14 protein-coding genes and 1 pseudogene are annotated in these 22216 nt (G+C 60.2%); 2 read left to right on the top strand and 13 right to left on the bottom strand.

The window, feature by feature from the left end:
- Window positions 1-18: 18 nt before the first annotated feature.
- From EI290_RS02995 to EI290_RS02975, 5 genes are all read right to left on the bottom strand, one after another.
- Window positions 19-747, bottom strand: coding sequence for a GNAT family N-acetyltransferase (locus tag EI290_RS02995; RefSeq protein WP_125426558.1), 729 nt, complete (start codon window positions 745-747; stop codon window positions 19-21).
- A 237-nt stretch (window positions 748-984) separates the two neighbouring features.
- Complete coding sequence (ybeY, locus tag EI290_RS02990) at window positions 985-1470, bottom strand: rRNA maturation RNase YbeY (RefSeq protein ID WP_125426556.1); 486 nt, start codon at window positions 1468-1470, stop codon at window positions 985-987.
- 21 nt (window positions 1471-1491) lie between these two features.
- Window positions 1492-1950, bottom strand: coding sequence for an ATP-binding protein (locus tag EI290_RS02985; protein ID WP_125426554.1), 459 nt, complete (start codon window positions 1948-1950; stop codon window positions 1492-1494).
- Window positions 1951-2000: 50 nt separating this feature from the next.
- Window positions 2001-5447 carry a DUF4175 family protein gene (locus EI290_RS02980; protein WP_246008831.1) on the bottom strand — a complete coding sequence of 1149 codons (3447 nt, stop codon included), beginning with the start codon at window positions 5445-5447 and terminating at the stop codon, window positions 2001-2003.
- Window positions 5448-5674: 227 nt separating this feature from the next.
- A complete protein-coding gene (locus EI290_RS02975; protein ID WP_125426552.1) occupies window positions 5675-8713 on the bottom strand; it encodes a M16 family metallopeptidase in 3039 nt (1012 codons plus the stop codon).
- A gap of 282 nt (window positions 8714-8995) precedes the next feature.
- On the opposite strand from EI290_RS02975, the gene EI290_RS02970 reads away from it, so the two are divergent.
- Window positions 8996-9400, top strand: a complete 405-nt coding sequence (locus tag EI290_RS02970; RefSeq protein ID WP_125426550.1) for a hypothetical protein — start codon at window positions 8996-8998, stop codon at window positions 9398-9400.
- A 75-nt stretch (window positions 9401-9475) separates the two neighbouring features.
- Here EI290_RS02970 and EI290_RS02965 read toward each other — a convergent pair whose 3' ends face one another.
- From EI290_RS02965 to EI290_RS02940, 6 genes and pseudogenes are all read right to left on the bottom strand, one after another.
- Window positions 9476-10888 carry an MFS transporter gene (locus EI290_RS02965; RefSeq protein ID WP_221766224.1) on the bottom strand — a complete coding sequence of 471 codons (1413 nt, stop codon included), beginning with the start codon at window positions 10886-10888 and terminating at the stop codon, window positions 9476-9478.
- A 112-nt stretch (window positions 10889-11000) separates the two neighbouring features.
- Window positions 11001-12848, bottom strand: coding sequence for an alpha-amylase family glycosyl hydrolase (locus EI290_RS02960; RefSeq protein ID WP_125426548.1), 1848 nt, complete (start codon window positions 12846-12848; stop codon window positions 11001-11003).
- Window positions 12849-13026: 178 nt separating this feature from the next.
- Window positions 13027-13734 (bottom strand): SDR family oxidoreductase, encoded by a 708-nt coding sequence (locus EI290_RS02955; RefSeq protein ID WP_125426546.1) that lies wholly within the window; start codon window positions 13732-13734, stop codon window positions 13027-13029.
- 85 nt (window positions 13735-13819) lie between these two features.
- Window positions 13820-14196: pseudogene (locus EI290_RS02950) on the bottom strand (GxxExxY protein).
- Between the two features lie 62 nt (window positions 14197-14258).
- On the bottom strand, window positions 14259-16163 hold the full coding sequence (locus EI290_RS02945) for an alpha-amylase family glycosyl hydrolase (protein WP_125426544.1): 1905 nt from the start codon (window positions 16161-16163) through the stop codon (window positions 14259-14261).
- A gap of 301 nt (window positions 16164-16464) precedes the next feature.
- Window positions 16465-17910 (bottom strand): hydrolase, encoded by a 1446-nt coding sequence (locus EI290_RS02940; protein ID WP_125426542.1) that lies wholly within the window; start codon window positions 17908-17910, stop codon window positions 16465-16467.
- 371 nt (window positions 17911-18281) lie between these two features.
- Between EI290_RS02940 and glgP the strand changes: the two genes are divergently transcribed.
- A complete protein-coding gene (gene glgP / locus EI290_RS02935) occupies window positions 18282-19934 on the top strand; it encodes an alpha-glucan family phosphorylase (RefSeq protein WP_125426540.1) in 1653 nt (550 codons plus the stop codon).
- 174 nt (window positions 19935-20108) lie between these two features.
- Here the strand turns inward: glgP and EI290_RS02930 are convergent, their stop codons facing one another.
- Both EI290_RS02930 and EI290_RS02925 read right to left on the bottom strand, forming a co-directional pair.
- The gene (locus EI290_RS02930) at window positions 20109-21284 is read right to left on the bottom strand and encodes a glutathionylspermidine synthase family protein (protein ID WP_125426538.1); all 1176 of its coding nucleotides are present in this window, start codon (window positions 21282-21284) and stop codon (window positions 20109-20111) included.
- Between the two features lie 178 nt (window positions 21285-21462).
- Entirely contained in the window at window positions 21463-22152 is a 690-nt protein-coding gene (locus tag EI290_RS02925) for a hypothetical protein (protein ID WP_125426536.1), read from the bottom strand.
- Between the last annotated feature and the right edge of the window lie 64 nt (window positions 22153-22216).

The following is a 22216-nucleotide window of genomic DNA, read 5'->3' as shown; positions in this document are numbered from 1 at the left end:
TTTTACGCAGCTTAGTGCTCATGCCTCGTCGTTGGGCAGGAAGTCATCCTCGGTCCACTCGGCTAGCAGCCCGGCGGCCTGACGGTGTACTTCCGGCCAGGAAAACGGCCGCCACTGCCCGCTCAGGCAGTCGAACACCTCCGTGGCAGCCGGGCAGGGAAACAACTTGTAGTCGAACTTGGGGTAGTTGTGTACCACATAGCCAGGATAGTAGTAATGGTGACCCAGCGTGCGGGCGTGCTCCAGCTTCAGCAGCATCAGCATCTTGCCCAAGCTGAATTTGCGGTACTCGGGGGCGTAAAAGTTCATGATGCCAGCCAAGGTGCGGGCTCCCACATCAAAGATACCCGCCGCCACCAGCCGCCCCCCATCCCGGATTTCCAGTACCTCCGTTGTAAATATATTATGGGTGGCGCCGGCCAGCAGAAATGCCTCCACTGTGGGCGGGGCATCGAAGGTGATGGAGTGGCGGTAGGCGGCGTAGAGTTCCTCCAGCTCCGCCGTGAGCCGGAATGGTTGCCGTCGGACAGTAAACCGCTCGGCCAGGCGCAGCAGGCGGCGCTGCTCGGGACCGTAGTGTACGCGGGCCAGCTCCAGCCGCAGCCAGTGTACCGTGTACAGCTCGTTCTCGATGGGCAGAAACCGGCAGGTAAACAGGTCCTGGTGCATGCGGTAATAGCCCTGGCCCAGGTAGTAATCCAGGGCCGGGCCGGGAATAGTGCGAATAGGTTGCGGGGTAGCGGACATGCTTGGATGCTTGGAATACAAAGAACGTCACGCGGAGTAAAACCGAAGTATGACATTGCGCAATGTAGAGACGCAACACTTGGCGTCTCGTCGTTGAACGACCGAGGCGGCGCTTTTCAAACAATACCAGCAACGACGAGACGCCAAGTGTTGCGTCTCTACATCGTTTTCGTGAGCATAACAACAAAAAAACGCCCACCGGATGGCGGGCGTTCTAAGCTATGGGAGCAGCGTGGGCTAAAACGTGCGCAGCAGCAGGCAGTCGTCTTCCTTTTTGCGCATGGCGGTCTGGCTGAGCAAGTCCTTGTCGGCGTAGCCGAGCAGGTGCAGTACACCATGAATCATCACGCGGTGCAGCTCGTCGCGGAACGATACACCGTGAATGACGGCGTTTTCGCGAATCCGGTCTACCGAAATGAAGATGTCGCCCTCGATAATGTCAGCGTCATCGGCATTGTCGAAGGTAATGACGTCGGTGTACGTATCGTGGTCGAGGTACTCCACGTTTACCTTGTGCAGGTACTCATCGGAGCAGAAGATGTAGGTAAGCTGCACAATTTCGTGCTCGTGTACCTGGGCCACCCGCTCAATCCAGGAGGTAAGCTCCTGAGCATCGGCCAACTCAAACTCCACATCCTCCACCATGAATTCAATGCCGTGACTTTCGCGGCTGAAGTCATCCTGGTCGTCAAACTCGTTGTGCTCGGTAGGCAGGTCGCTCATGCTGGCAAACTGGGAATAGAATTAGTGAGCCGAGGCAGCACCATTTATGGCTGACGTCTGCTCGGCTTCCGACGAAGGCGTGGGCAGCATAAACGTGAGCTGCACGTGGCGTCCATCTTTCTGGAACTCCACCTCATCGGCCAGGTGGCGAATGAGGAAGATGCCCCGGCCACCAGGATTTTCCAGGTTTTCGGGGGCCGTGGGGTCTGAAAGGTTGGTATAGTCGAAACCGGTGCCTTCATCCTCAATTTCAAACTTCACCCGGTCCGGCTCTACAAACAACGACAGGAACACATTCTTGTCCTTATCGAACTTGTTGCCGTGGCGAATAGCATTGTTGACGGCTTCGGTTACGGCTACCATAATGTTGCCGTAAATGTCGTCGTCGATGTGAAAGGTATCCTTGGAGTTGTCGATAAAGCTTTCTACAACGCGGATATTTTCAACGAGGGAAGGAATCTGAATTTTGACCTGCTTCATAAAAGGAAAAAGAGAGGGGCAGCGGGTAAGGGGGTAAAATTAGCGGAACGCTATTTCATTTTCTGAAAATATTCACTCACCTCGCGCTGGTAGTACGGCGTGAGGGTAGGCGGTACGCTCCGAAGCAGCTCCGTTTGCCGGTTTTGCTGGCGTTTGTATTGTTGAAACGCCGGCGGGAATACCGGGGGGCGGGTTTGGGCCGTCTGGGCTTCGCGCTTTTCCTCCTGGTCCCGCTCCCGGGCCGATTTCTCGGCTTCCAGCAAACGGGTCAGGATTTGGCGCTGGCGCATAATGGTTTGCTCCGTCAGCCGCTTGTTTACGAGGTCGGTTTCGGTTTGTTCCATCATTTTTTTCACGTCGCCGAGGCCACCGGTGCCATCCTGGCCCTGGCCATCCTTATTAGAGCCAGGCTTGCCACCCCCTTTCTGCTGGAGGCGTTCCAGCTCCTGCATGGCCTGCCGCAGCATTTGCTGCTGCCCGGCCAGCTTGGCCAGCTCCTCGCTCAGGGCCCGGCCGGTTTTGCCGCTCTGCTGCAGCTGCTGAATCTGCTGGTTGAGCTGCTGCTGCATACGCCCCAGCTGGCCTTCGCCGGCACTGCTGCCTTTTTTCTTTTTGCGGCCCGGTTTGCCCCCACCCTGCTGTTGCTGCTGCTGGCTCTCACGCTGCTGCTGTTGCATTTGCTGCAGGGCATCGTTGAGCATAAGGGCCAGGTTGTTCATGCTGGTCATGGCCAGCTGCTGGGAGCTGGTGGCCCGGCTTACGTTACGCTGCCGAATCTGGTCGAGGCTTTCGTCCATGCGGCCGTTCATTTCGCCCACTTCCCGGGTCACGAAGCTCTTGATCTGGAACACGCGCTTGGCCAGGGCATACAGCGAGTCCTGCACCACACGGGCGTCGTCTTTGAGCTTGCGCTGGGTCTGGCCGAGCTGCACAAAGCGCGGGTCCTGCTGGTCTACCTGCCGGAACTGCTTCATCAGGTTTTCCTGGTCGAAGCTGAGCTTGAGTAGGTTTTCCAGGATGTCGCGCAGGTCGTCGATGTTCTGCTGCTGCTGGTCCGATTCTTCCTGCTCCTGCTGCTGCTGCATCTTCTGGGCCATCTGCTGCAATTTCTGGGCGGCCTGCTGCTGGCTCTGGCTGGCTTTCTGATTCTGGTTTTTGCCCAACTGCTCCTGGCTTTGCTGCTGCTGCTCGTCTACCTGCTGCTGGTCCTGCTTCATCTCGTCGGCCCCGTTCTGGCCGTCGAGCTGCTGGTCCAGCTCCTTCATGTCCTTGAGGTCCTGCTTCAGCTCATCGAACTTCTGCTGCTGCTCGGCCTGCTGGTCTTTGAGTTGTTCGTTTTTGGCTTTTTGCTGCTCGTTGCTGAGCTTGTTGTCGGGGTTTTGCTTGTCGTTTTTCTGGGTTTCCTCGGCCAGCTTCTGCTGCTCCTGGGCCAGCTGTTGGAGCTTTTCCAGGGCCTGGTCCTGCTTCTGCTCAAACTGCAGCTGCTTGAACATTTCGAGGGCGCGCTCCAGCTCTTTCTGCAGGGTGTTTTCCTTGTTTTCCAGCTGTTGCAGCAGTTTCTGCATATCGGGCTGGTTTTGGTCCTTCTGCTGGTCCAGCAGCTTCTGCAGCTCCTCGTAGAGCTTCTTGGTTTCGGGGTCCAGCAGGGTTTCCATCAGCTTCTGCAGCTCCTTGGCTTTCTCAGCCAGCTGCTCATTCTTCTGCTGGTCCAGCTGGTTCTGCTGGTCCTGGAGCTGCTCAAACTGGCGCTTCAGCTCGTCCAGGGCCTGGTCCATCTGATGCTTCTGGTCGAGCATATCCTTGAGCTGCTTACGGTCCTGAAAGTTCAGGTCGCGCTTCACCTTCAGCTTGTCCTCGGCCTTGGCCAGCTCCCGCTCCATTTTCTTGCTCTGCTGGGCCGCCTGGCTAAGCTGACTTTGCACGGCCTGGCTTTGGGAAGCCAGCTGCTGGCGCTGCTCGGCGCGGCTGGGCAGGCGGAACTCGGCGGTGCGGCTGCGGCCGGCTTTGGGACCGTGTACGCCATCATTATCCCAGGCCTGCACGAAGTACTCCAGCCGGTCGCCGGGGCGCAGATTCAGGGCGCGGGTGTCCCACTGGTAGGCGTAGCTCTGGCTGGGGCCGCTGCCCAGGAGCAGGGCTTTGGCCTGATAGGCGGCATTAGGCCGGGCTTTGCTCAGCACCCGGTAGTGCAGCTGCAGGCGGGAAAAGCCGTAGTCGTCGCGGAGGGTGCCACCCAGGGCCAGGTAGCGCTGGGAAGTGGTATCCTGGAAACTCTCCAGCGCCACCTCCGGCACCTGGTCCGGAATAACGGTAATCTGGTACTCGATGGGGTCCCGGTTGGGGCTTGCGGCGTTGCGCAGGTGTACTGAATACGACTGACTGCGCAGAGCCCGGCGGCTGAGCAGGAACTGCTCGTCGTCGGGAGTGGCAGTCAGGGTTTCGTTGGGATTACGGAACTTGAGCTGGAGCTGGTCGGTGGCTTCGGTCTGGAACTCCCAGCGCAGGTCGGAGCCCTCGGGCACGGTGAGGTTGCCGGTGTTGCGGATGGTTTCGGCGGGCTTACCCAGATAGGCCGGGTAAGCCACGCGCACAGCAAATTCGCGCAGATTGGGCCGCTCTTTCACCCGGAGGTTATAGGCCCCCGACGAAAAGCCTGCCGCCGTAAGCTGAAACTCCACGTTCCGGCGCAGCTGGCGGAAATCAAAGCGGAACCGGCTGCCCGATTCGCGCACCAAACGGCGCTGTTTGCCCTCGTACTGAATACTGATTTCATTGGGCAGGGCCTCGCCTTCCACCGTCACGTTCAGCGCAAAATCTTCGCCCTTGAAAGCGGTAAGCTGCTTGTTTTCCACCACAAACCGGAAGGGCGCGGGTGGGCTGTATTTCCGGTCGTAATGCAGAATCCGCTCGGTACCTTGCACAAACAGGCTGGGGTACACCAGCAGGAGCAGTACCACCACGGCGGCGGGCACGGCCACATACTTCCACAGCGGCCGGGTCTGGGCCTGAATATTGATACCCTGGCTGAACTCTACGCCCTGCAGCTGCCCGGCGCGCTGCTCCAGGCTGGCGGCCAGCAGGGCGTTTTCCTGGGCCTGGCCGCGCAACTGCAGGGCGTTCAGCAGCTTGTCCTGCACTTCCGGAAACAGCTCCCCTACCCGCCGGGCGGCCTGCTCATCCGAGAGCATACGGCGCAGGTTGGTAAGGGCGGCCAGGGGCTGCCAGATCCAGCGCCCAAAAGCGTAGAGTATGCCACCCACAAACCCAAACAGCAGCCCGGCCCGCACCCAGGTGGGCAGGTAAAGGAAGTACTCAAGCAGGTTGACTACCAGAAACAGGCTAAGCACCAGGCCGCCGGCCACCACCAGGCCGCGCACCAGCAGACTCAGGTAAAACTTGCGTTTAAATGCGTTGAGGCGGGCCAGTACGTCGTCCAGGGCCCGAGTTGTTGCGGGGTCTTTCTCCACTACCATAAGGGTGCCGCCTAATCCGGGCACGGGAAAGATACGGATTTCGGCCCGGCGGCTGCACATAAGCTACATTCCGGAGGGGGTAAGTGGTTCCGCCGCCCGCCGCCCGCAAAGCGGACCTGCTTATTTAGCTCCGGTATATGCGGCCTGGGCTCTGGCCCAAGGCTCCCGGGGGCCAACCACCGCCCGGAAATGCAACAAGCCCGATTCCACCGGAACCGGGCTTGCACTACGTCAGCGCGACGGACTACAGGTTATTTGGCTTCGTCCTTGTCTTTCTTGGACTTACGCTTTTCCTTTTTGCCGTCGGCGTCCTTGGTTTTTACTTTCATTTTTTCTGTTTCCAGCGGGGGCGTCAGGACCGGCGCCGATGCCGGGGCGGCAGCCGGAGCGGCAGCCGCCACGCGGTTACCGTCTACATCCAGCTCTACCACCTCATAACCCAGCTCCGCAAGGCCCGGGAAAGATTTGGCCCGGTCGCCGACTACTACAATGTACATGTTGTCGGCGGGCAGGTATTTCTGGGCAATACCCTGCACATCTTCCTTCTTCAGGCCTTTCAGAATGTCGCTCTGCTGCTTCACGTAGGTGGTAGGCAGGTCGTACTCCAGCAGGCGGCTCAGGAAGGCAGCTTTCTGCTGGCCGGTTTCGTAGCGCAGCGCGTCGCTCTGGCCTACCGAAGCCTGCAGGAACTGCAGCTCGTCATCGGAAATACCATTGCGGTAGTTTTGAATTTCCTTCATGAACTCCTTCACCGAAGCGGCCGTGGCATCGGCGCGTACGCCGGCCTGGGCGGTGTAGGGGCCCACGTAGCGCGTACCCTGGAAGCCCGAGCGGGCCCCGTAGGTGTAGCCCTTATCCTCGCGCAGGTTCAGGTTGATGCGGGAGTTGAAGGCCCCGCCCAGCAGGTAGTTGCTCAGGTACGCCCGGTAATAGTCGCCGGTGGCATCGTAGGTGAGCGGGGTGAGGTAGCCGATGCGGATTTCCGACTGCGCCGCGCCTTCCTTATTTACGAAGTAGATGCGGGTTTTATCGGGCTGGGTAGTGGCCATGCCGGCCGGCAAGGTCACGTTTTTCTGCTCCCAGCCTTTCAGGAAGCCCAGCTGATTGGTGAGGCCCGCCTGGTCTACGTCGCCCACGGCCACCAGGTAGCTCACGTTGGGGGCGTAGTTCTGCTGATAAAACTGCTTTACGTCGTCGAGAGTAATACCCGTAACTGTGGCCACTGAGCCACTCAGAGGCACCTGCATAATGTCGCCGGCGCTGTACACGAGGCGGGAGAAGGTTTTATCGGCAATAACTACCGGCTGAGTGCTCTGGTTGGCAATGCCTTCCAGAGCCTGCTTCTTGAGGCGGTTGAAGTCGGCCTCATCGAAGCGTGGGCGCAGCAGGCGCTCTTCCAGCAGCTTCATAGTAGCGGGCAGGTTCTTGGTCAGGCTCTGCACGTACACGGTCGTGTTGTCGTCGCCGGTGCTCACCCGGATGGCGCTGCCCAGCTTGTCCAGCTCGGAGCTGAATTGCTCACCGGTGTACTTCTGGGTGCCTTCATTCATCATGCCTGCCGTGAGGGCCGCAATACCCGCTTTATTCGGCATACTCTGCTCCAGGCGGTGGCCCCCCCGAATAGTGAGCAGCATCGTTACGGTCGGAATTTCGGTGTTGCGGGTGCCCATCAGACGCAGGCCATTGGGGAAAGAGGCCTGCCATACGGCAGGCACCTGCACCACCGGGTTGGCACCCGAGCCGGGCTGCTTGCTCCGGTCGAAAGTATCGGTGGCCTTCACGTATTTCAGGCCGTCGTAGCCATAATCGGGGGCTTTGTAGCCGTCCTTGGACACGGTGAAATTGTCGGCTTTGGCGGGTTGTACGCTGCCGTTTTTGGGTACCACGCTCAGTACCACGGCGTTTTTGCCTTTGATGTACTGGTTGTACACGCGGTTCACCTCGGCGGGCGTTACCGCGCGCAGCTGTTTCAGCTCCTCGGGCAGGCGGTTGGGGTTGCCGAAGTAGGTTTGGTTGGCGGCCAGCTGGCTTACCTTGCCCTGTACGCTAGCCAGGCCGTTAATCATCTGGGCCTCGGTGCTGGCCTTGAAGCGGGCTACCTGCTCGGCCGTAGCGCCGGTGCGCTCAAACTCCTTGAGGGTATTGCGCACCTTAATCTCCAGGCTGTCCAGACCTTTGCCGGGGAAGGGCAGCGTGACAATGGTGAACTCGCCGGCCAGCTCTGAGGTGCTGTTGTAGGCCTGGGCCTGCACTGCCTGCTGGGTTTTGGTGAGGTTCTTATAGAGCAGGGAGTTTTTGCCCTGCCCGATAATTTCGGCCAGCGCATCCAGGGCAAATTCATCGGGGTGGCCGCTGGGCACCGTCGGGAATACCACCTGCAGCATGGGGAAGCGCACGTTATCCTTGTAGCTCACGTACCGGTCGGCGGTGAGCTTGGGGGCGGGCAGTTTTTGGGCCGCTACGGCGGGGCCTTTGGCAATGGGGCCGAAGTATTTCTCCACCATCTTCACTACTTCAGCCGGCTTCACATCCCCACCCACCGTAAGAGTGGCGTTGTTGGGGCCGTACCAGCGCAGGAAGAAGTTTTTCAGGTCGTTTACGTCGGAGCGGTCCAGGTCTTCGAGGTAGCCGATGGTGAGCCAGCTGTAGGGGTGGCCGTAGGGGTACAGTGTACGGCTTACGTTTTCAGAGGCCAGACCGTAGGGGCGGTTGTCGTAGTTCTGGCCCCGCTCGTTTTTCACGGTGCTGCGCTGGTTCTCAAATTTGGGCTGCGTTACGGCATCCAGCAGAAAACCCATACGGTCGGCCTCCAGCCACAGCGCGGTTTCGAGCTGGTTGCTGGGTACGGTTTCAAAGTAGTTGGTCCGGTCCCGGTTGGTGGAGCCATTGAGCGTACCACCCGAGGCGGAAACCGTCTTGAAGTGCTGCTCGTCGGCCACGTGGTCGGAGCCCTGGAACATCATGTGCTCAAAGAAGTGCGCAAAGCCCGATTTGCCAATCTGCTCCCGGGCCGAGCCCACGTGGTAGGTTACATCCACGTGCACCAGCGGGTCGGAGTGGTCTTCGGCCACAATGAGGGTGAGGCCGTTGGGCAGTACGTATTTTTCGTAGGGAATTACCAGCTCCGAGCCTTTGCGGGTTACTTTCTCTACGAGGCGGGCACCACCGGCCGTAGCAGCGGGGGCTTTGGTGACGGTGGCGGGTTTGGTAGTGGTTTTTTGCTGAGCCAGGGCCGGCTGGAAAGCCAGCGAAGCACTCAGGCCCAGCAGCAACAGTTGATTGCGGGTCATCGGAATAGGGGGAATAAACGTGGGTTGAACGTGAGCGGAAGTTACGGGGCAAAATGCAAACCCGGTCCGTGCAGCCAGTGGTGTTCCAATGAACCGGGCAGATTCAACCCCGAAAGCCCGAAAACCAACCGTCAACAGTTTCGGTTGCTTAGCTGCTTATCCCGACTATTACTTACCGGGACTGGTGCGGCTGGCCTCGTCGTCCGTGAGGGGGAACTGCCGGACTCTCCCAGCGGCTAGCGCTTGGCTGGTAGAAAAGCCGCGTACCTTTGTCTCCCCTCTATGCCCGAGCCTGCTACCTCCGACTATCTGCGCCTTTCTTACCGGCCTGACTTGGCGTTATTATTCATGCGCTGGACGCGGCCCGCTACCTCCGAGGAGCACCGCCAGGGTTACTGGGCGGCACTTACGCTGGCCCGGCAGGAGCAGGCTGGCCAGTGGCTGATTGACCTGCGTAGTCGGGGCCTGGCTGACCCCATCGACCTACAGTGGGTGCTCCAAGAGTTTCGTCAGGAGTTGCAGAAAGCTCTGCCCACTGCCGCCCGCCGTATTGCATACCTGGCTACGCCCTTCCACGCCGACATTCTGCGCCCCCGCCTGGCGGAACTGGATCAAGATCCGGCCAACAGCACCCAGGTGCAGGTGTTTACCGAAGAACAGCCGGCCCAGCAGTGGCTGCTGGGATAATTGTTGTAAGCTGCAAGCCCCAAGCTGATGTGCAACCATCGGCTTGGGGCTTGCAGCTTACAGCTTCTCCAAAAGCTATACCGCCGGGTTGGGCTGGGGGCCGGCATCGTAGGCGGCGTTTTGGGGCTGCACGTCGTCGGCTAGGGGTAGGCGAATTTTCTCGTCGTCGGCCACACGCAGGGTCAGCAGGCCCCCGATAATCATCAGCACCCCACCCAGCACCACCACATTCAGCGGGTCGAGCTGCGGAAACGCCTTCATAATGGCCGGCAGCCCCAGCGAAGCACACACCTGAGGCGTTACAATGAAGGCGTTGAAAACGCCCATGTAATGCCCCATCTTGTGCGACGGAATGGCCCCAGCCAGCATGGCGTAGGGCACCGACAAAATCGACGTCCACGCTACCCCCACGCCTATCATGCTCACGTACAGCATCCAGGGCTCGGTGATAAAGGCCACCGAAATCAGGCCCAGCCCGCCGGCGGCCAAGCACAGCATATGGGTAAGGCGGCGCGACACCTTGCGGGCAATCCAGGGCAACAGCAGGCTAAAGGCCGCCGAAACGCCGTTGTACATGGCAAAGGCATTACCGACGAAGTTGCCGGCTTCGTTGAAACTCTTAGAAGAAGTGTCGGTGGTGTGGTACAGGTGCTTAGCTACGGCCAGCGTCATAAAAATCCACATACAGAACAGCCCGAACCAGGTGAAAAACTGCACTGAGGCCAGCTGTTTCATTACCTTAGGCATGTGCAGCACGCCTGTGAAGGTTTCTTTCACACCCTGAGCCAGCGTCACCGACTTTTTCTCCCGCTCGAAGGCTTCCATGTCCTCGGGCGGATATTCGTCCGACGTCAGCACGGTGTAGAGCACGCACAGGAAAAATGCCGCCGCGCCCAGATAGTAGGCGTATTTCACCGAGTTGGGCACAATGCCGGCCGGAGCCTCGTTAGCGACGCCTGCGCTGGTCAGCAACGTAGGCAGCAGGGAAGCTACCACGGCCCCTATCCCAATAAAAAACGACTGCATGGCGAAGCCAGTGGTATGCTGCTCACCCGGCAGCTTGTCACCTACGAAAGCCCGAAATGGCTCCATCGAGATATTGATGCTGGCGTCCATAATCCAGAGCATACCGCCAGCAATCATCAACGAGGGCGAGTTGGGCATAATTAGCATAGCCAACGACGCCAAAATAGCCCCAATTAGGAAAAACGGCCGCCGCCGACCCCAGCGCGGGCTCCAGGTGCGGTCCGACATGTACCCGATGATGGGCTGCACTAGCAGGCCCGTGAGCGGGGCGGCTACCCACAGAATCGGAATGTCGTCGGCGTTGGCCCCCAAGTTGGAGAAGATGCGGCTGGTGTTGGCGTTCTGCAGGGCAAAGCCGAACTGAATACCCATGAAGCCGAAGCTCATGTTCCAAATTTGCCAGAAGCTGAGACGTGGTTTTTTGCGGGTGCCGGTGGGCGCGGCTGCTACGCTGGTTGCCATAGTAATGGTGTGGGAATTAGGGGGAGTATTTTAGTTGTCAGTTGCTGGTTGTCAGTTGTTAGTATTAGGCAATGGAGCTAAACACTAACAACTGACAACCAGCAACTGACAACTATTTTTTGGGGTTGATTTCGAAAATGTAGGCGCTTTGGGGAGCCAGCGTAAGGTTGAGCGTTTGCACGGCCGGGGCTTGGCTGAGCAGCTCCGAGTAGGTGTAGAACTGCTGGGGGTTGAGGCCCATGAGCTGCATCACATTCTGTGGAATCCGGATGGTGGGCTTGTAGGTTTTGTCGGGACTGAAGTTGACTACGATGAGCAGCTTCTGCTTCTCGGTGTAGCGCACGTAGGTGTAGAGCTGGCGCTGGTTGTACTGCGCGTCGAGGTTGTTGGCGTCCTGCAGCTCGTAGAATTTGCCCCGGCGGATGGCGTCGCTTTGGCTGGTGAGCGTGAGCAGGCGGGCGTAAAAATCGTGGAGCTGGCGCTGCTCGGGGCTGAGCTTACCGCCGTCGAACTTGCCGCCATTCATCCATTTCTGGTGCTCGGGCACACCCCAATAGTCGAAAATGGTGGTGCGGCCGTCCTCCCCCGAGAAGCCCTCCGAGCCGTGGGCCGGCTCGCCCACATCCTGCCCGAAGTACAGCATCACGGGCCCCGTGGCCAGGGTGGCCGAAACCGTCATGGCCGGAATGGCGGCGCGGGGGTTGCCGGCAAAGTCCTTGCTGGCAATGCGCTGCTCATCGTGGTTTTCCAGGAAGCGCAGCATGTGGTTGCTGAAGCCCCGGCTTTCCTCCTTCCATACCCGGGTAATATCCTCGGTGGTGCCCTCCCCGCGCATCAGGCGGCGCAGGCCGTCGTAGAGGCCCACCTTGTCGTAGAGGTAGTCGAAGTGACCCTGCTCGATGTACATCTTGTACGTCTTGGCGTCGTAGGCCTCGCCGATGAACACGAGTTGGGGATTCACCTTTTTCAGCTCCGGAATTACCCAGGCCCAGAACTCCACCGGTACCATCTCGGCCATGTCGCAGCGGAAACCGTCCACGTCCTTCTTGGCCCAGAAGATGAGGATGTCGCGCATCTTCAGCCACGTATCGGGCGTGGGCTCGAAGTGTTTTTTGCGGCCGTTCTGGTAATCGACGCCGTAGTTGAGCTTGATGGTTTCAAACCAGTCGTCCACCTTGGGCGCTTCCGAAAACACGTCGTTGCCGGTGGCCTTGGCCGGGTTTTCCTGGAATTTGCCGTCCTCGCGGGGGCCTTTCAGTGCGCCCAGCGGGTTGTAGCCGGCCGGCACCACAAAGGGTTTGCCCGGCAGGTAGTAGAAGTTGTTGTTGGGCGCAAAAGCTACGGTTTTGTCGTCCTTCTCCCCCAAATCGGCCACACCCGCCGGGTGAGCATCCGACTTGTAGGTGCGGGCCACGTGGTTGGGCACGAAGTCAATGATGACTTTCAGGCCATTGTCGTGGGTACGCTTCACCAGGGCCTCGAACTCCCGCATGCGGTTCTTCACGTCCACGGCCAGGTCGGGGTTCACGTCGTAGTAATCCTTGATGGCGTAGGGCGAGCCGGCGCGGCCTTTCACCACGTCGGCATCATCCAGGGCAATGCCCTGTTTGGTGTAGTCCGTCATGGTGGCGTGCTCAATCACGCCGGTGTACCACACGTGCGAGGCCCCCAGCCTTTTGATGGCCTGCAGGGCGGGCGTGGTGATGTCGTTGAACTTGCCCACGCCGTTTTCCTGGAGCGTGCCGTAGGGCTTGTTCACGGCGGTTTTGTTGCCGAACAGGCGGGTCATCATCTGATAAATCACCAGCTTATGATCCTGAGGCTGCTCGTCGGTGGTATTGGGGTCCGAAGAAAGAACGGTTTCGGCCACGGAGACGGAGGGTTGCGAGGTGAAAGAAGAAAGCCCGAGGGCCGCCAGCCCAAAGACACAGGCCGCGGCGGGCAGGAAAGGATATTTCATCGGCAAACAAGATACTCTGGTAATGTGATAGGAATGTGGGAAATGTGAAAAATGACCGTCATGCTGAGCTTGTCGAAGCATCTCTCCCGCTTCGTAGGATCAGCATTGCAACGAAGCGGGAGAGATGCTTCGACAAGCTCAGCATGACGGTCTTACTCCACATTCCGCCCATCCCAATTTACCACTCCTGCGTCATCGGGTGCAGCATCAGCTCATCCACTACTACATGGGTGGGGGCTTCCAGCACGTAGCGCACGGCCTGAGCCACGTCGGAGGGCTTGAGGTGGGTTTTCTCGGCTTCCAGACTGCCGGGGCGGGAGTCGTTGAAGTAAGTATCTACCAGACCGGGGTAAATGGTGCTCACTTTCACGCCGTGGGGCCGTACTTCCTTGCGCAACGAGCTAAGCAGGGCATCCTGAGCGTACTTGCTGGCTCCGTAGGCCGTACCGTGCTCGAAGGTGCGCTTGCTCACATCGGAGGTGATGCCCACAATGTGGCCGTGACCCTGGGCCTTGAAGTGGGGCACTACGGCCTTGCACAGCAAAAAAGTGCCCTTCACATTCACATCGAAAATCCGGTCCCACTCGGCGGCATCAAAGTGCTCCAGCAGGTTAAAGGAGCCCACGCCGGCATTGCACACCAGAATATCGAGCCGCCCAAAGTAGCTGAGCGTTTCGGCCACGATATGGGCGGCATCTTCCTCGTCGGCTACGTCGGCCGGAATGGCCAGGCCCTGGGTTTTGCTGTTGAGTTCTTCCAGTTCCTCAGCGGTGCGGGCCACGGCTACCACTTTGGCGCCCTGCATGGCCAGCAGCAAGGCAATGGCACGGCCGATGCCGCGGCTGGCACCCGTTACAATGGCTACTTTATCGGTCAGGTCGGTCATGGCGTTTAGGGTTTTCGTTCTGTCTTCGTTCGGGTGTTTTTAGCCCGCAGAGGGCGCAGCGTTTTTCGCAGAGGACGCAGTGTTCTTACAACCCGTTTACTTTTCGAAAGATGCCGGCTTTGATAAGCGGAACATTAAAATTAATGAGTAGGCCTAATCTGTGCCTGGAAAGTTTGAGGTAGGTCAGTAGTTGCATGTGATGTACTTCCAGCAGCACTTCCACGGATTTAAGCTCTACCACTACCTTATTTTCTACCAGCATATCCATTCGGAAACCATTTTCCAGTGAAGGCCATCATACAGCACCGGCAGAGCTACCTGGGTTTTTATATCCAGACCAGCCTTGCGTAGCTCGTGGCACAGCAACGTCTCATACACCGATTCCAACAGCCCCGGCCCCAGGGCCGAATGAATGGCAAAGGCTGATTTGCGAATCAGAAAGGATATATCGTTCTCGTGCATCTGCGTCCTCTGCGAAAAACACTGCGCCCTCTGCGGGCTAAAAACACCCGAACGAAATATACCTATTTCCGCAGCTCCACCACCCAAGCCGTGCGGCCGGGAATTTTGAAGGTTTTCAGGTCAGCCAGCGCCGCGCCGGTCATGATTTCGGTGCCGCCCGTGAAGCCGCCAGTGCGCTCCGCAAAGCGGGCCCCGTCCACGGTTTTCTCGTCCTTATTGCCGTTGAGCAGCACCATCACGGCCTGGCCCTGGTCGTTGTAGCGGAAGTAGGCGTACACCCCATCCTGCGGGATAAACTGCATGAGCTTGCCGGTAGCCAGCACCGGGTGGGCCTTGCGGTACTGGGCCAGCTTGCTCACGTAGTTGAAGGCCTCGCCGGCCTGGCCGGTGCGGCCGGCAGCCGTGAAGTAGTTGGTTTTGTCGCCGGCAAAGCCGCCCGGAAAGTCTTCCCTCACCTTCCCATCGGGATTAGAAAAATTCTTCATCAGCACCTCGGTGCCGTAGTACAGCTGCGGAATGCCGCGCGAGGTGAGCAGCCAGGTAATACCCAGCTTGTACTTGCCGAAGTCCTCGCCAATCACCGAGTAGAAGCGGCTCATGTCGTGGTTGTCGAGGAAGGTTACGTTACGGGTGGCATCCTCGTACATCCAGTCGCCCTGCAGGGCGTCGTAGAGCTTGCCCATATTCGGCTGGTCGCCCTTGATGGCGTCGTGCAAAGCAAACGTCGACTGGAAGTCAAACACCGACTCCAGGTTCGACTTAAAGCCATCCACCGGCTGGAAGATGTTGCGGGCGAAGAACGCCTGCTGGGCCGTGCTGCCCACCCAGGCCTCGCCAAACTTGAACAGGTTGGGAAACTCGTCGTTCAGGGCCTGGCCCCACTGCATCAGAAACTTGGGGTCGGAGTACGGGTAGGTGTCGATGCGGTAAGCGTCGAGGCCGGTGTACTCCACCCACCACAGGAAGTTCTGAATCAGGTAGGTAGCCACCAGGGGGTTGCGCTGGTTCACGTCGGGCATGGTCGTGTCGAACCAGCCCTGGTTGTAGAGGCGGCTGTCGAGGTCGGCGCGGTACGGGTCGTTGAGGGCCTGCGAGTTATAATTGCTGCGCGTGAAGTTGGGCCACTGGTTAAACCAGTCCTTGGCGGGCTGGTCGAGGAACAGGTAGTTCTTCGAGCCCATGTGGTTGAGCACCACGTCATGCACCACTTTCAGGCCGGCGGCGTGGGCCCGGTCCACAAACTGCCGGTACTCCTCCAGGGTGCCGTAGCGCCGGTCGGTGTTGTAGTAGTCGGTGAGGGCGTAGCCGTGGTAGCTGGCCTTGGGCATGTCGTTTTCCACCACCGGCGTCATCCACACGGCCGTGGCACCCAGCTCCTTCAGGTAGTCGAAGTGGTTTTCCAGGCCTTTCAGGTCGCCGCCGTGGCGGCTGTACATGGAGTCGCGGGCCGCTTTGGGGGCGCGCATACCGGCAATGTAATCGTTCTTGGGGTCCCCGTTCGAGAACCGGTCGGGCATCAGGAAGTAGATGAAATCCTGCTGGGTCAGGCCCTGCACCTTCTGCTTGTCGCCGGGGGTGGTGCGCTGGCGCAGCTCGTAGGCGAAGGTGGTTTTCTTGCTGCCCTTAAACTCCAGCTGCAGCTTGCCCGGCTTGGCCGAGGGGCTGATGGTGAGGTTGAGCACCAGGTAGTTGGGGCTTTCCAGCTTCTGCACGCCGTCCAGAGTCACGCCCTCGTAGTCTTTCAGGGTGGCGGTGCTGCTGGCAATGCCGGGCCCATGGACCAACAGCTGCAGCTTGGGGTTTTTCATGCCCACCCACCAGAAAGTGGGGTCGATGCGCTGGATGGGAGCGGTTTTGGCGGCCGGGGCGGCCAGCTCGGTGAAGGTTACGGCCGGGGCGGCGGCGGCGGGGGTAGCGGCGGCCAGCCAGGAGCCGGCCAGCAGGGGCAAAAATCGGAAGGAGCGCATAGGCGGGGTGGAAACGAATTATGGAACTGCCAAGGTACGCACCCCCACCCCTGCCATGCTACTGCTGCGGGCCCCGGAAATGATGATGTATTGACGGGTTTTCGGTGGTGAATTGATGGATTTTCACTGAAGTGGTGCCGAAGGCCGGATAATGCCGTTGCAGCGCGGCCCTGGGGCGGCACCGTGGCCAGTAGCTGCAGCCCCGGCAACCGCCGGCCGGTGCGGGCCCAAAAAAGCCCCACCACCTGCAGGGCAGGTAGCGGGGCTAAAAGGGATATTCGGAGAGCAGACTAGCTTGTTTCTACAGCTTAGCCAGCCACAGCGAGGCGTTCAGGTGCAGGCGGGCGTGGCTCACGTTTTCGTTCCAGCCGTCGTACACGGTGTTACCGGGCGAGCCGGTGCCGTCATCGGCCGGCGAGGAGTCGCCGATAATAACCACGCGGCCCGTGCCGAAGGTGCTGCTGGCGGCCATGGCCAGGCTGTTGCCCTGGGCGGCCGAAGTGCGCCACACCAGGCCTTGTACCGTGCTGTTGGCGGTGGGGTTGAGCGTCATGGTAGCGCCGTTGTGGAAGGAGAGCTGCGACACCCGGCCCTGGGAGCCGTTCATGATGGGGTTGGTGGTGGAGGCCAGGGCATTGGTGCTGTTCTCCACGATGTTATCCATATTCACCGCGAAACCGAAGGGGTTGGTCTTCACAGAGTTGTTCTGCATCAGGTCGTTCCAGATTTCGGGCGAGTCCCAGCCGTCGTTGTTGCGGTCCGAAATGGTGTGGTCGGTAATCATGAACAGGCCACCGCCGTTCTGCACGTACTGCAGGATAGCCGTTTTCTCGGCCGCGGTAAACACTGTGTTGGGCTCATCCACCACAAACACGCTGTAGTTGCTCAGGTCCTGGGGGTTGCTGCTGTTGCCGTAGCTGATGGCCGCGCCGGCCGGCAGCTGCTCCACCGTGTGGCCCAGCTTCACCAGGGCCACGCCCCAGGCCGAAATGGCGCCGGTCCAGTACGTTTCGGCAGTAGAGGCGGTGATGCCGCTCTGGTCGGGCGAGGGGTAGCGCGAGGCTACGCCGCTGTTCACGTCCAGCACCCAGTCGGCGTTGCCGGCCAGCTCTCCGTGCGAGCCATCGAACAGGAATTTCTTGCCCGTGCCGGTGGGCGGCGGCGTGGTACCGCCCCCGTACTGCTCCATCGTCACGTTATCGAGGTTAATGCGGTTGGTACCGCCGGAAGTCTTGCGAATCTGCAGACGAATGTTGCCGCTCAGGTTTACCGTGAAGGAGGCCGTGCTGAGGGTACTGCTGCTGCTGGTGATGGTGCTGCCTACTTTGGCGTAGCTGCTGCCGCTGTTCTGGCTAACCCACAGCTCCCACTGGGAGCTGCCGTCGGTGCCGTACACGGCGTGCTGCACCGTAACCACGCCCGCGCCGGTGGTAGCGTTGAAGTTCATGGTGAGGGAGCCAGTGTTGCGTATCCGCACCGACTGCGCCCCGGTTTTGGGGTCGGCGGTGGTATTGCCGAGCAGCGCGTCGTTGAGCGTCCAGGAGCCCGAGCCAAGCGTGACGGAGCCGGTGGTGTAGGCGGTTTTGGTGCCGGTTTCGAAGCCTTCCGGGAAACCGGCGCTGCTTACATCGGCGGCGGCGGTGGCGGGGGTAACAGCAGCAGGAGAAGGAAGATTATCCTGTTTGGCACAGGACAGAACAGAGAGGCTCAGCAGGGAGGCTGTGAGCCAGCGCAGGGGGTAGCGCATAGGAAAGAGTGTGGTTGTGGAATGAGAAAAGGACTGAGAAACCCTTTCAACAAAGGTACCTGGCCTTCAAGCGGTGAAAAGGGCAGTGTATATTAAGGAATTATTATCAAATAGTTAGCTATGTAGAGGTTGTGTCTTTCTGTCAGAAGTACAATTTCCAGCCAGAAAGAGTGGCCCTTGTGCAGGCAAAACGGATGAACCGGCAAATGATGCTTGTTTGCCTTTTACTAGTGGCTCGTTAACATTTTGGCATTCTTATTTGAATGCAATCCGCTTGGTCCATTCTTTTCCGCTTTTTTTGGGTTTTCAACGGGTGAGCTGACGTCTGGGGCTCCCCGTCCGCTCACACTCACCGCACACATTCTGCTCCTATGGCATTCGAGTTTAATACCTACACGCCCGCCCCCGAGTTCAGCACCCCGGCCGCGTATTTTTCCATGGAATTTGCCCTGGATCAGGCCCTGAAAACCTACTCCGGTGGCCTGGGCTTTTTGGCCGGCTCCCACATGCGCTCCGTGTATGAGCTCAAGCAGAACCTGGTAGGCATCAGCATCCTGTGGTCGTTCGGCTACTACGACCAGGGCCGCAACGAGGACCAGAGCATGCGCGCCGATTTCCGCCTCAAGCACTACAGCTTCCTGCAGGATACCGGCCTGGTGTTCCCCATTACCATCCACAACGCGCAGGTGCTGGTGAAGGCCCTGTATCTGGCCCCCGACACGTTCGGGACGGCCCCCATGTTCTTCCTGACGACGGACATTCCCGAAAACGACTACCTCTCCCGCACCATCTCCCACCACCTCTACGACGCCGATACGGCCGCCCGGGTGGCCCAGAGCATTCTGTTGGGCGTGGGCGGTGGTAAGCTGCTCGATTTGCTGGGCCGCCACACGGAGGTATATCACCTCAACGAGGGCCACGGCCTGCCCCTGGCCTTCTACCTCTACGACAAGCACGGCCGCAACCTGGAGGAGGTGAAGAAGCGCCTGGTGTTCACCACCCACACGCCCGAGCTGGCCGGCAACGAGGAGCACCCCATCAAGCTGCTGCACGATATGTCGTTCTTCGGCAATGTGCCGCTGGAGGAAGTGCGCCGCCTGGGCCTGGTGGAGCAGGAGCGCCTGAACTACACGCTCACGGCCCTGCGCTTCTCGCGCATCAGCAACGGCGTGAGCAAGGTGCACGGCGAAGTGGCCAACGACATGTGGGGCACCAACGCGGGCATCTGCCCCATCATTGCCATTACCAACTCCCAGAACGGCACCTACTGGCGCGACAAAGCCCTGCACGAAGCCCTGGAAGCCGGCGACGACGTGGCCCTGAAAGCCCGCAAGCGGGAGCTGAAAAAGCAGCTGTTCGACATTGTGGCCGACCAGACCGGCACGCTGCTCGACCCGGAGGTGCTGACCGTGGTGTGGGCCCGCCGCTTTGCCGGCTACAAGCGCGCCGACCTGATTCTGCGTCACTTTGAGCGGTTCCTGGATATTGTAAACAACCAGGAGCGTCCGGTGCAGGTCATCTGGGCCGGTAAGCCCTACCCCAAGGATTTCGGGGCGGTGGGCCTGTTCAACAGCATTATCGAGAAGACCAAGAACCTGAAGAACTGCGCCGTGCTCACGGGCTACGAGCTGGCCTTGTCGGCGGCCCTGAAGAAGGGTTCCGATATCTGGCTGAACACGCCCCGCTACCCCCGCGAGGCCTCGGGTACCTCGGGCATGACGGCCGCCATGAATGCCTCGGCCAGCCTGAGCATCGCCGACGGCTGGATTCCGGAGTTCGTGCGCCACGGCGAAAACGGCTTCATCATTGCGCACACCGACATCAATCAGCCCGATGAGGTGAAGGATAACATCGAGGCCACCAACGTGCTCGACGTGCTCGAAAACGAAATCGTGCCTCTGTACTACGGCCAGCCCGAGAAGTTCCTGGAGCTGGTGAAAACCGGCATGCGCGAGGTGGAGCCCGAGTTTGAGTCGCACCGCATGGCCACCGAGTACTACGAGCGGATGTACAACGCCAAGTAGTAAGCTAGCGCTACAAACTAGTTCCCCTCCTTGGAAAGGAGGGGCTAGGGGTGGTTGACCCTGCATTAGAACGGTTGCTAGAGCTAATTTCTAGTTTACGTTCAACGGTCATCAATCACCCCTAGCCCCTCCTTTCCAAGGAGGGGAATTAGTTTATAGCTCTAGTCTCAAAAGCTACTCAGTGAGAATGTGCGGGACGAACTCCGAGAGATTGGTGATAATGCCCACGTCCCGGCGGAAGCTAAGGGCGCAGGCCTCGCCGGCCCAGAATACGCCCGCCTGGTAGCGGCGGCCCTGCTCGTCAGTTGGGAAATCAAGCCAGCGCTGGCGCACCTGGGGTTGGTCAGCAAAGTCACCGGGCTGCTCCTGGCGGGTGAGGGTACCGTCCAGCTCGGTCAGGTTCTGGCCTTCGCGCCCGAACAGGGGCTTGCGCACGTGGTGGCCCGGCAGGTCGTGCAGGCTGGCTTCCGCTAGCAGCGGGTGGTGCGGAAACACGTCCCAGAGGCGGGCCAGCAGGGCTTTGCTCTGGAACAGCAACGTGTAGGCCGGGTTGGCAATAACCAGGTCGCGGGTGAGTAGCAGGTGAGTTAAGTCGGCGGTGAGGGCGGGCTCCTCATCGGCCAGCAGCTCCCATGGCACCAGCTTAAACAGAAAATCGAAGCGCTGCCACTGGTCCGGGGCCACCTCGGCCCACACGCCCCGGTCCTCACCCGCTACGGCTACGTGCATGGCATCAACGGGGCAACTGTGGGCGGTGCTGAACCCGGCCGCGCGGGCGGCCTCGGCCACCACGGCGCAGTTGGTTTCGTCCTCGGCACTATCGGGCAGGTGTACCAGCAGCAGGTGAGGTGCCAGGTCGGGGTTGAGCTCCCGCCAGCGGCCGAGCTGGGCCTCCAGGCCCTCGAACAGGCCGTTAGCCTGTCGCTCCTCGGCGGGGCGGCCGGCGGCCATCAAGCTGGCCCACTGCACCACGGCCGTTTCAGGAATACTGGTGGCCGTATCGGCATTAAACTCCACCAGCTTGGGGCCGTCGGGCGTCTGGGCCAGGTCGAAGCGGCCGTAGAGGTGCCAGTGCCGCTCGTCGTTCCAGCTATGGCGTACGGCTTCCCAGAGATTCGCGGGGATACCCAGCTGGCGCAGGAAATCGTCGGGAATGGGGTCGGGTATGGCCTGCACCAGCATAGCATAAAGCGTATCGGCGGCCTGCAGCAGCGTATTAGCCTCAGGTTCGGGCACTACCACGGCCTCGGGGGCCAGGTAGGCCGCGCAGGCATCTTCCACAGCCCACTCCCAGCCCAGCTGGCGGATGGCCGGCTCCACGTTGCCCGGCAGCGGCAGCAAACGAATCATACGGTAGGGGGTTGGGTGTTGAGCAGCCGGGGGCCGGATTGCGGGCCCCCGGCTGCTCAACGCTGATTGAAAATTCCCGCAGGCTTCGGCGGAATGGGGTGGAGCACCAAGCGTGCTGCCAGCGAGTGGGTTCAGCCCACTCATCTTTTCGGCCCTGAACGCTTGGGTAGCCAGGCGCTTACCCGCCAAAGCCCCGGGAGCCGCCCCGGCTCCCGAAACCGCTGCTACGGCTGCTGCGGGGTGCCGAGCTACGGAACGTGCCGCGCGACACGGTGCGCCGCACGGTGGGACTGGCGCTGATGCCCGCGTTGCCACTGCTGCGGCTTCCGCTGAAACCCCGCCCGAAAAAGCCTCGGCCCTCGTTGTCCCGCTCCCGGGCAATGGTTTGCCGCCAGCCGTTGTTGCGCTGGAAAATGCCGGGCGAAGCGTAGTAGCCGGTGTTGGGCGTCAGCCAGCGGCCAGCCATGTAGCCAATGCCGCTCCACATCAGCACATCCATCATGCTGGTGCCGCCTACCCGGTTTTCGGGGTTACGACGGGTGTAGTCCTGCATCTGCTGCTGCAAGGCCTGGCCCTGCAGCGTGTCCACCTTGCCGTCGAAGTGGCGCAGAATAGCGGCTACTTCCTCCTTACCAGCTGGCCGCTCGGCCGTAATTTTCCACTGGCCCGGCTGCGTCTCCGTCATTTCGGTGATAACGCCCTGGCTGTAGGAGTCGGCGGTGGCATTGTCCCAGGAGGAATCCGCGACGTCGGGGCGGCTGTCGTTGGAGGAGCAGGCCGGCAAAGCGCCCAGGCCCAGGCTGGCGGCTGCCGTGAGCAGAAACAGGTTGCGGCGCCAGTCGCCGAGGCGGTAAAATGGGCGGTTCATAGCAAATGAAGAGAAGTGGCGGAACGTGAGGCTAAAGTAGCAGGAATCCGGTGTTGGCCAGCTG

This window comes from Hymenobacter metallilatus (assembly GCF_003944705.1).
Taxonomy (GTDB): Bacteria; Bacteroidota; Bacteroidia; order Cytophagales; family Hymenobacteraceae; genus Hymenobacter; species Hymenobacter metallilatus.
This window is presented reverse-complemented; position numbering and strand designations above follow the sequence as displayed.

Excerpts from the sequence above, each read along its gene's own strand:
- EI290_RS02995 (WP_125426558.1), bottom strand. The coding sequence starts at position 747 with ATGTCCGCTACCCCGCAACCTATTCGCACTATTCCCGGCCCGGCCCTG.
- ybeY (WP_125426556.1), bottom strand. The coding sequence starts at position 1,470 with ATGAGCGACCTGCCTACCGAGCACAACGAGTTTGACGACCAGGATGAC.
- EI290_RS02985 (WP_125426554.1), bottom strand. The coding sequence starts at position 1,950 with ATGAAGCAGGTCAAAATTCAGATTCCTTCCCTCGTTGAAAATATCCGC.
- EI290_RS02975 (WP_125426552.1), bottom strand. The coding sequence starts at position 8,713 with ATGACCCGCAATCAACTGTTGCTGCTGGGCCTGAGTGCTTCGCTGGCT.
- EI290_RS02970 (WP_125426550.1), top strand. The coding sequence starts at position 8,996 with ATGCCCGAGCCTGCTACCTCCGACTATCTGCGCCTTTCTTACCGGCCT.
- EI290_RS02965 (WP_221766224.1), bottom strand. The coding sequence starts at position 10,888 with ATGGCAACCAGCGTAGCAGCCGCGCCCACCGGCACCCGCAAAAAACCA.
- EI290_RS02960 (WP_125426548.1), bottom strand. The coding sequence starts at position 12,848 with ATGAAATATCCTTTCCTGCCCGCCGCGGCCTGTGTCTTTGGGCTGGCG.
- EI290_RS02955 (WP_125426546.1), bottom strand. The coding sequence starts at position 13,734 with ATGACCGACCTGACCGATAAAGTAGCCATTGTAACGGGTGCCAGCCGC.
- EI290_RS02945 (WP_125426544.1), bottom strand. The coding sequence starts at position 16,163 with ATGCGCTCCTTCCGATTTTTGCCCCTGCTGGCCGGCTCCTGGCTGGCC.
- EI290_RS02940 (WP_125426542.1), bottom strand. The coding sequence starts at position 17,910 with ATGCGCTACCCCCTGCGCTGGCTCACAGCCTCCCTGCTGAGCCTCTCT.
- glgP (WP_125426540.1), top strand. The coding sequence starts at position 18,282 with ATGGCATTCGAGTTTAATACCTACACGCCCGCCCCCGAGTTCAGCACC.
- EI290_RS02930 (WP_125426538.1), bottom strand. The coding sequence starts at position 21,284 with ATGATTCGTTTGCTGCCGCTGCCGGGCAACGTGGAGCCGGCCATCCGC.
- EI290_RS02925 (WP_125426536.1), bottom strand. The coding sequence starts at position 22,152 with ATGAACCGCCCATTTTACCGCCTCGGCGACTGGCGCCGCAACCTGTTT.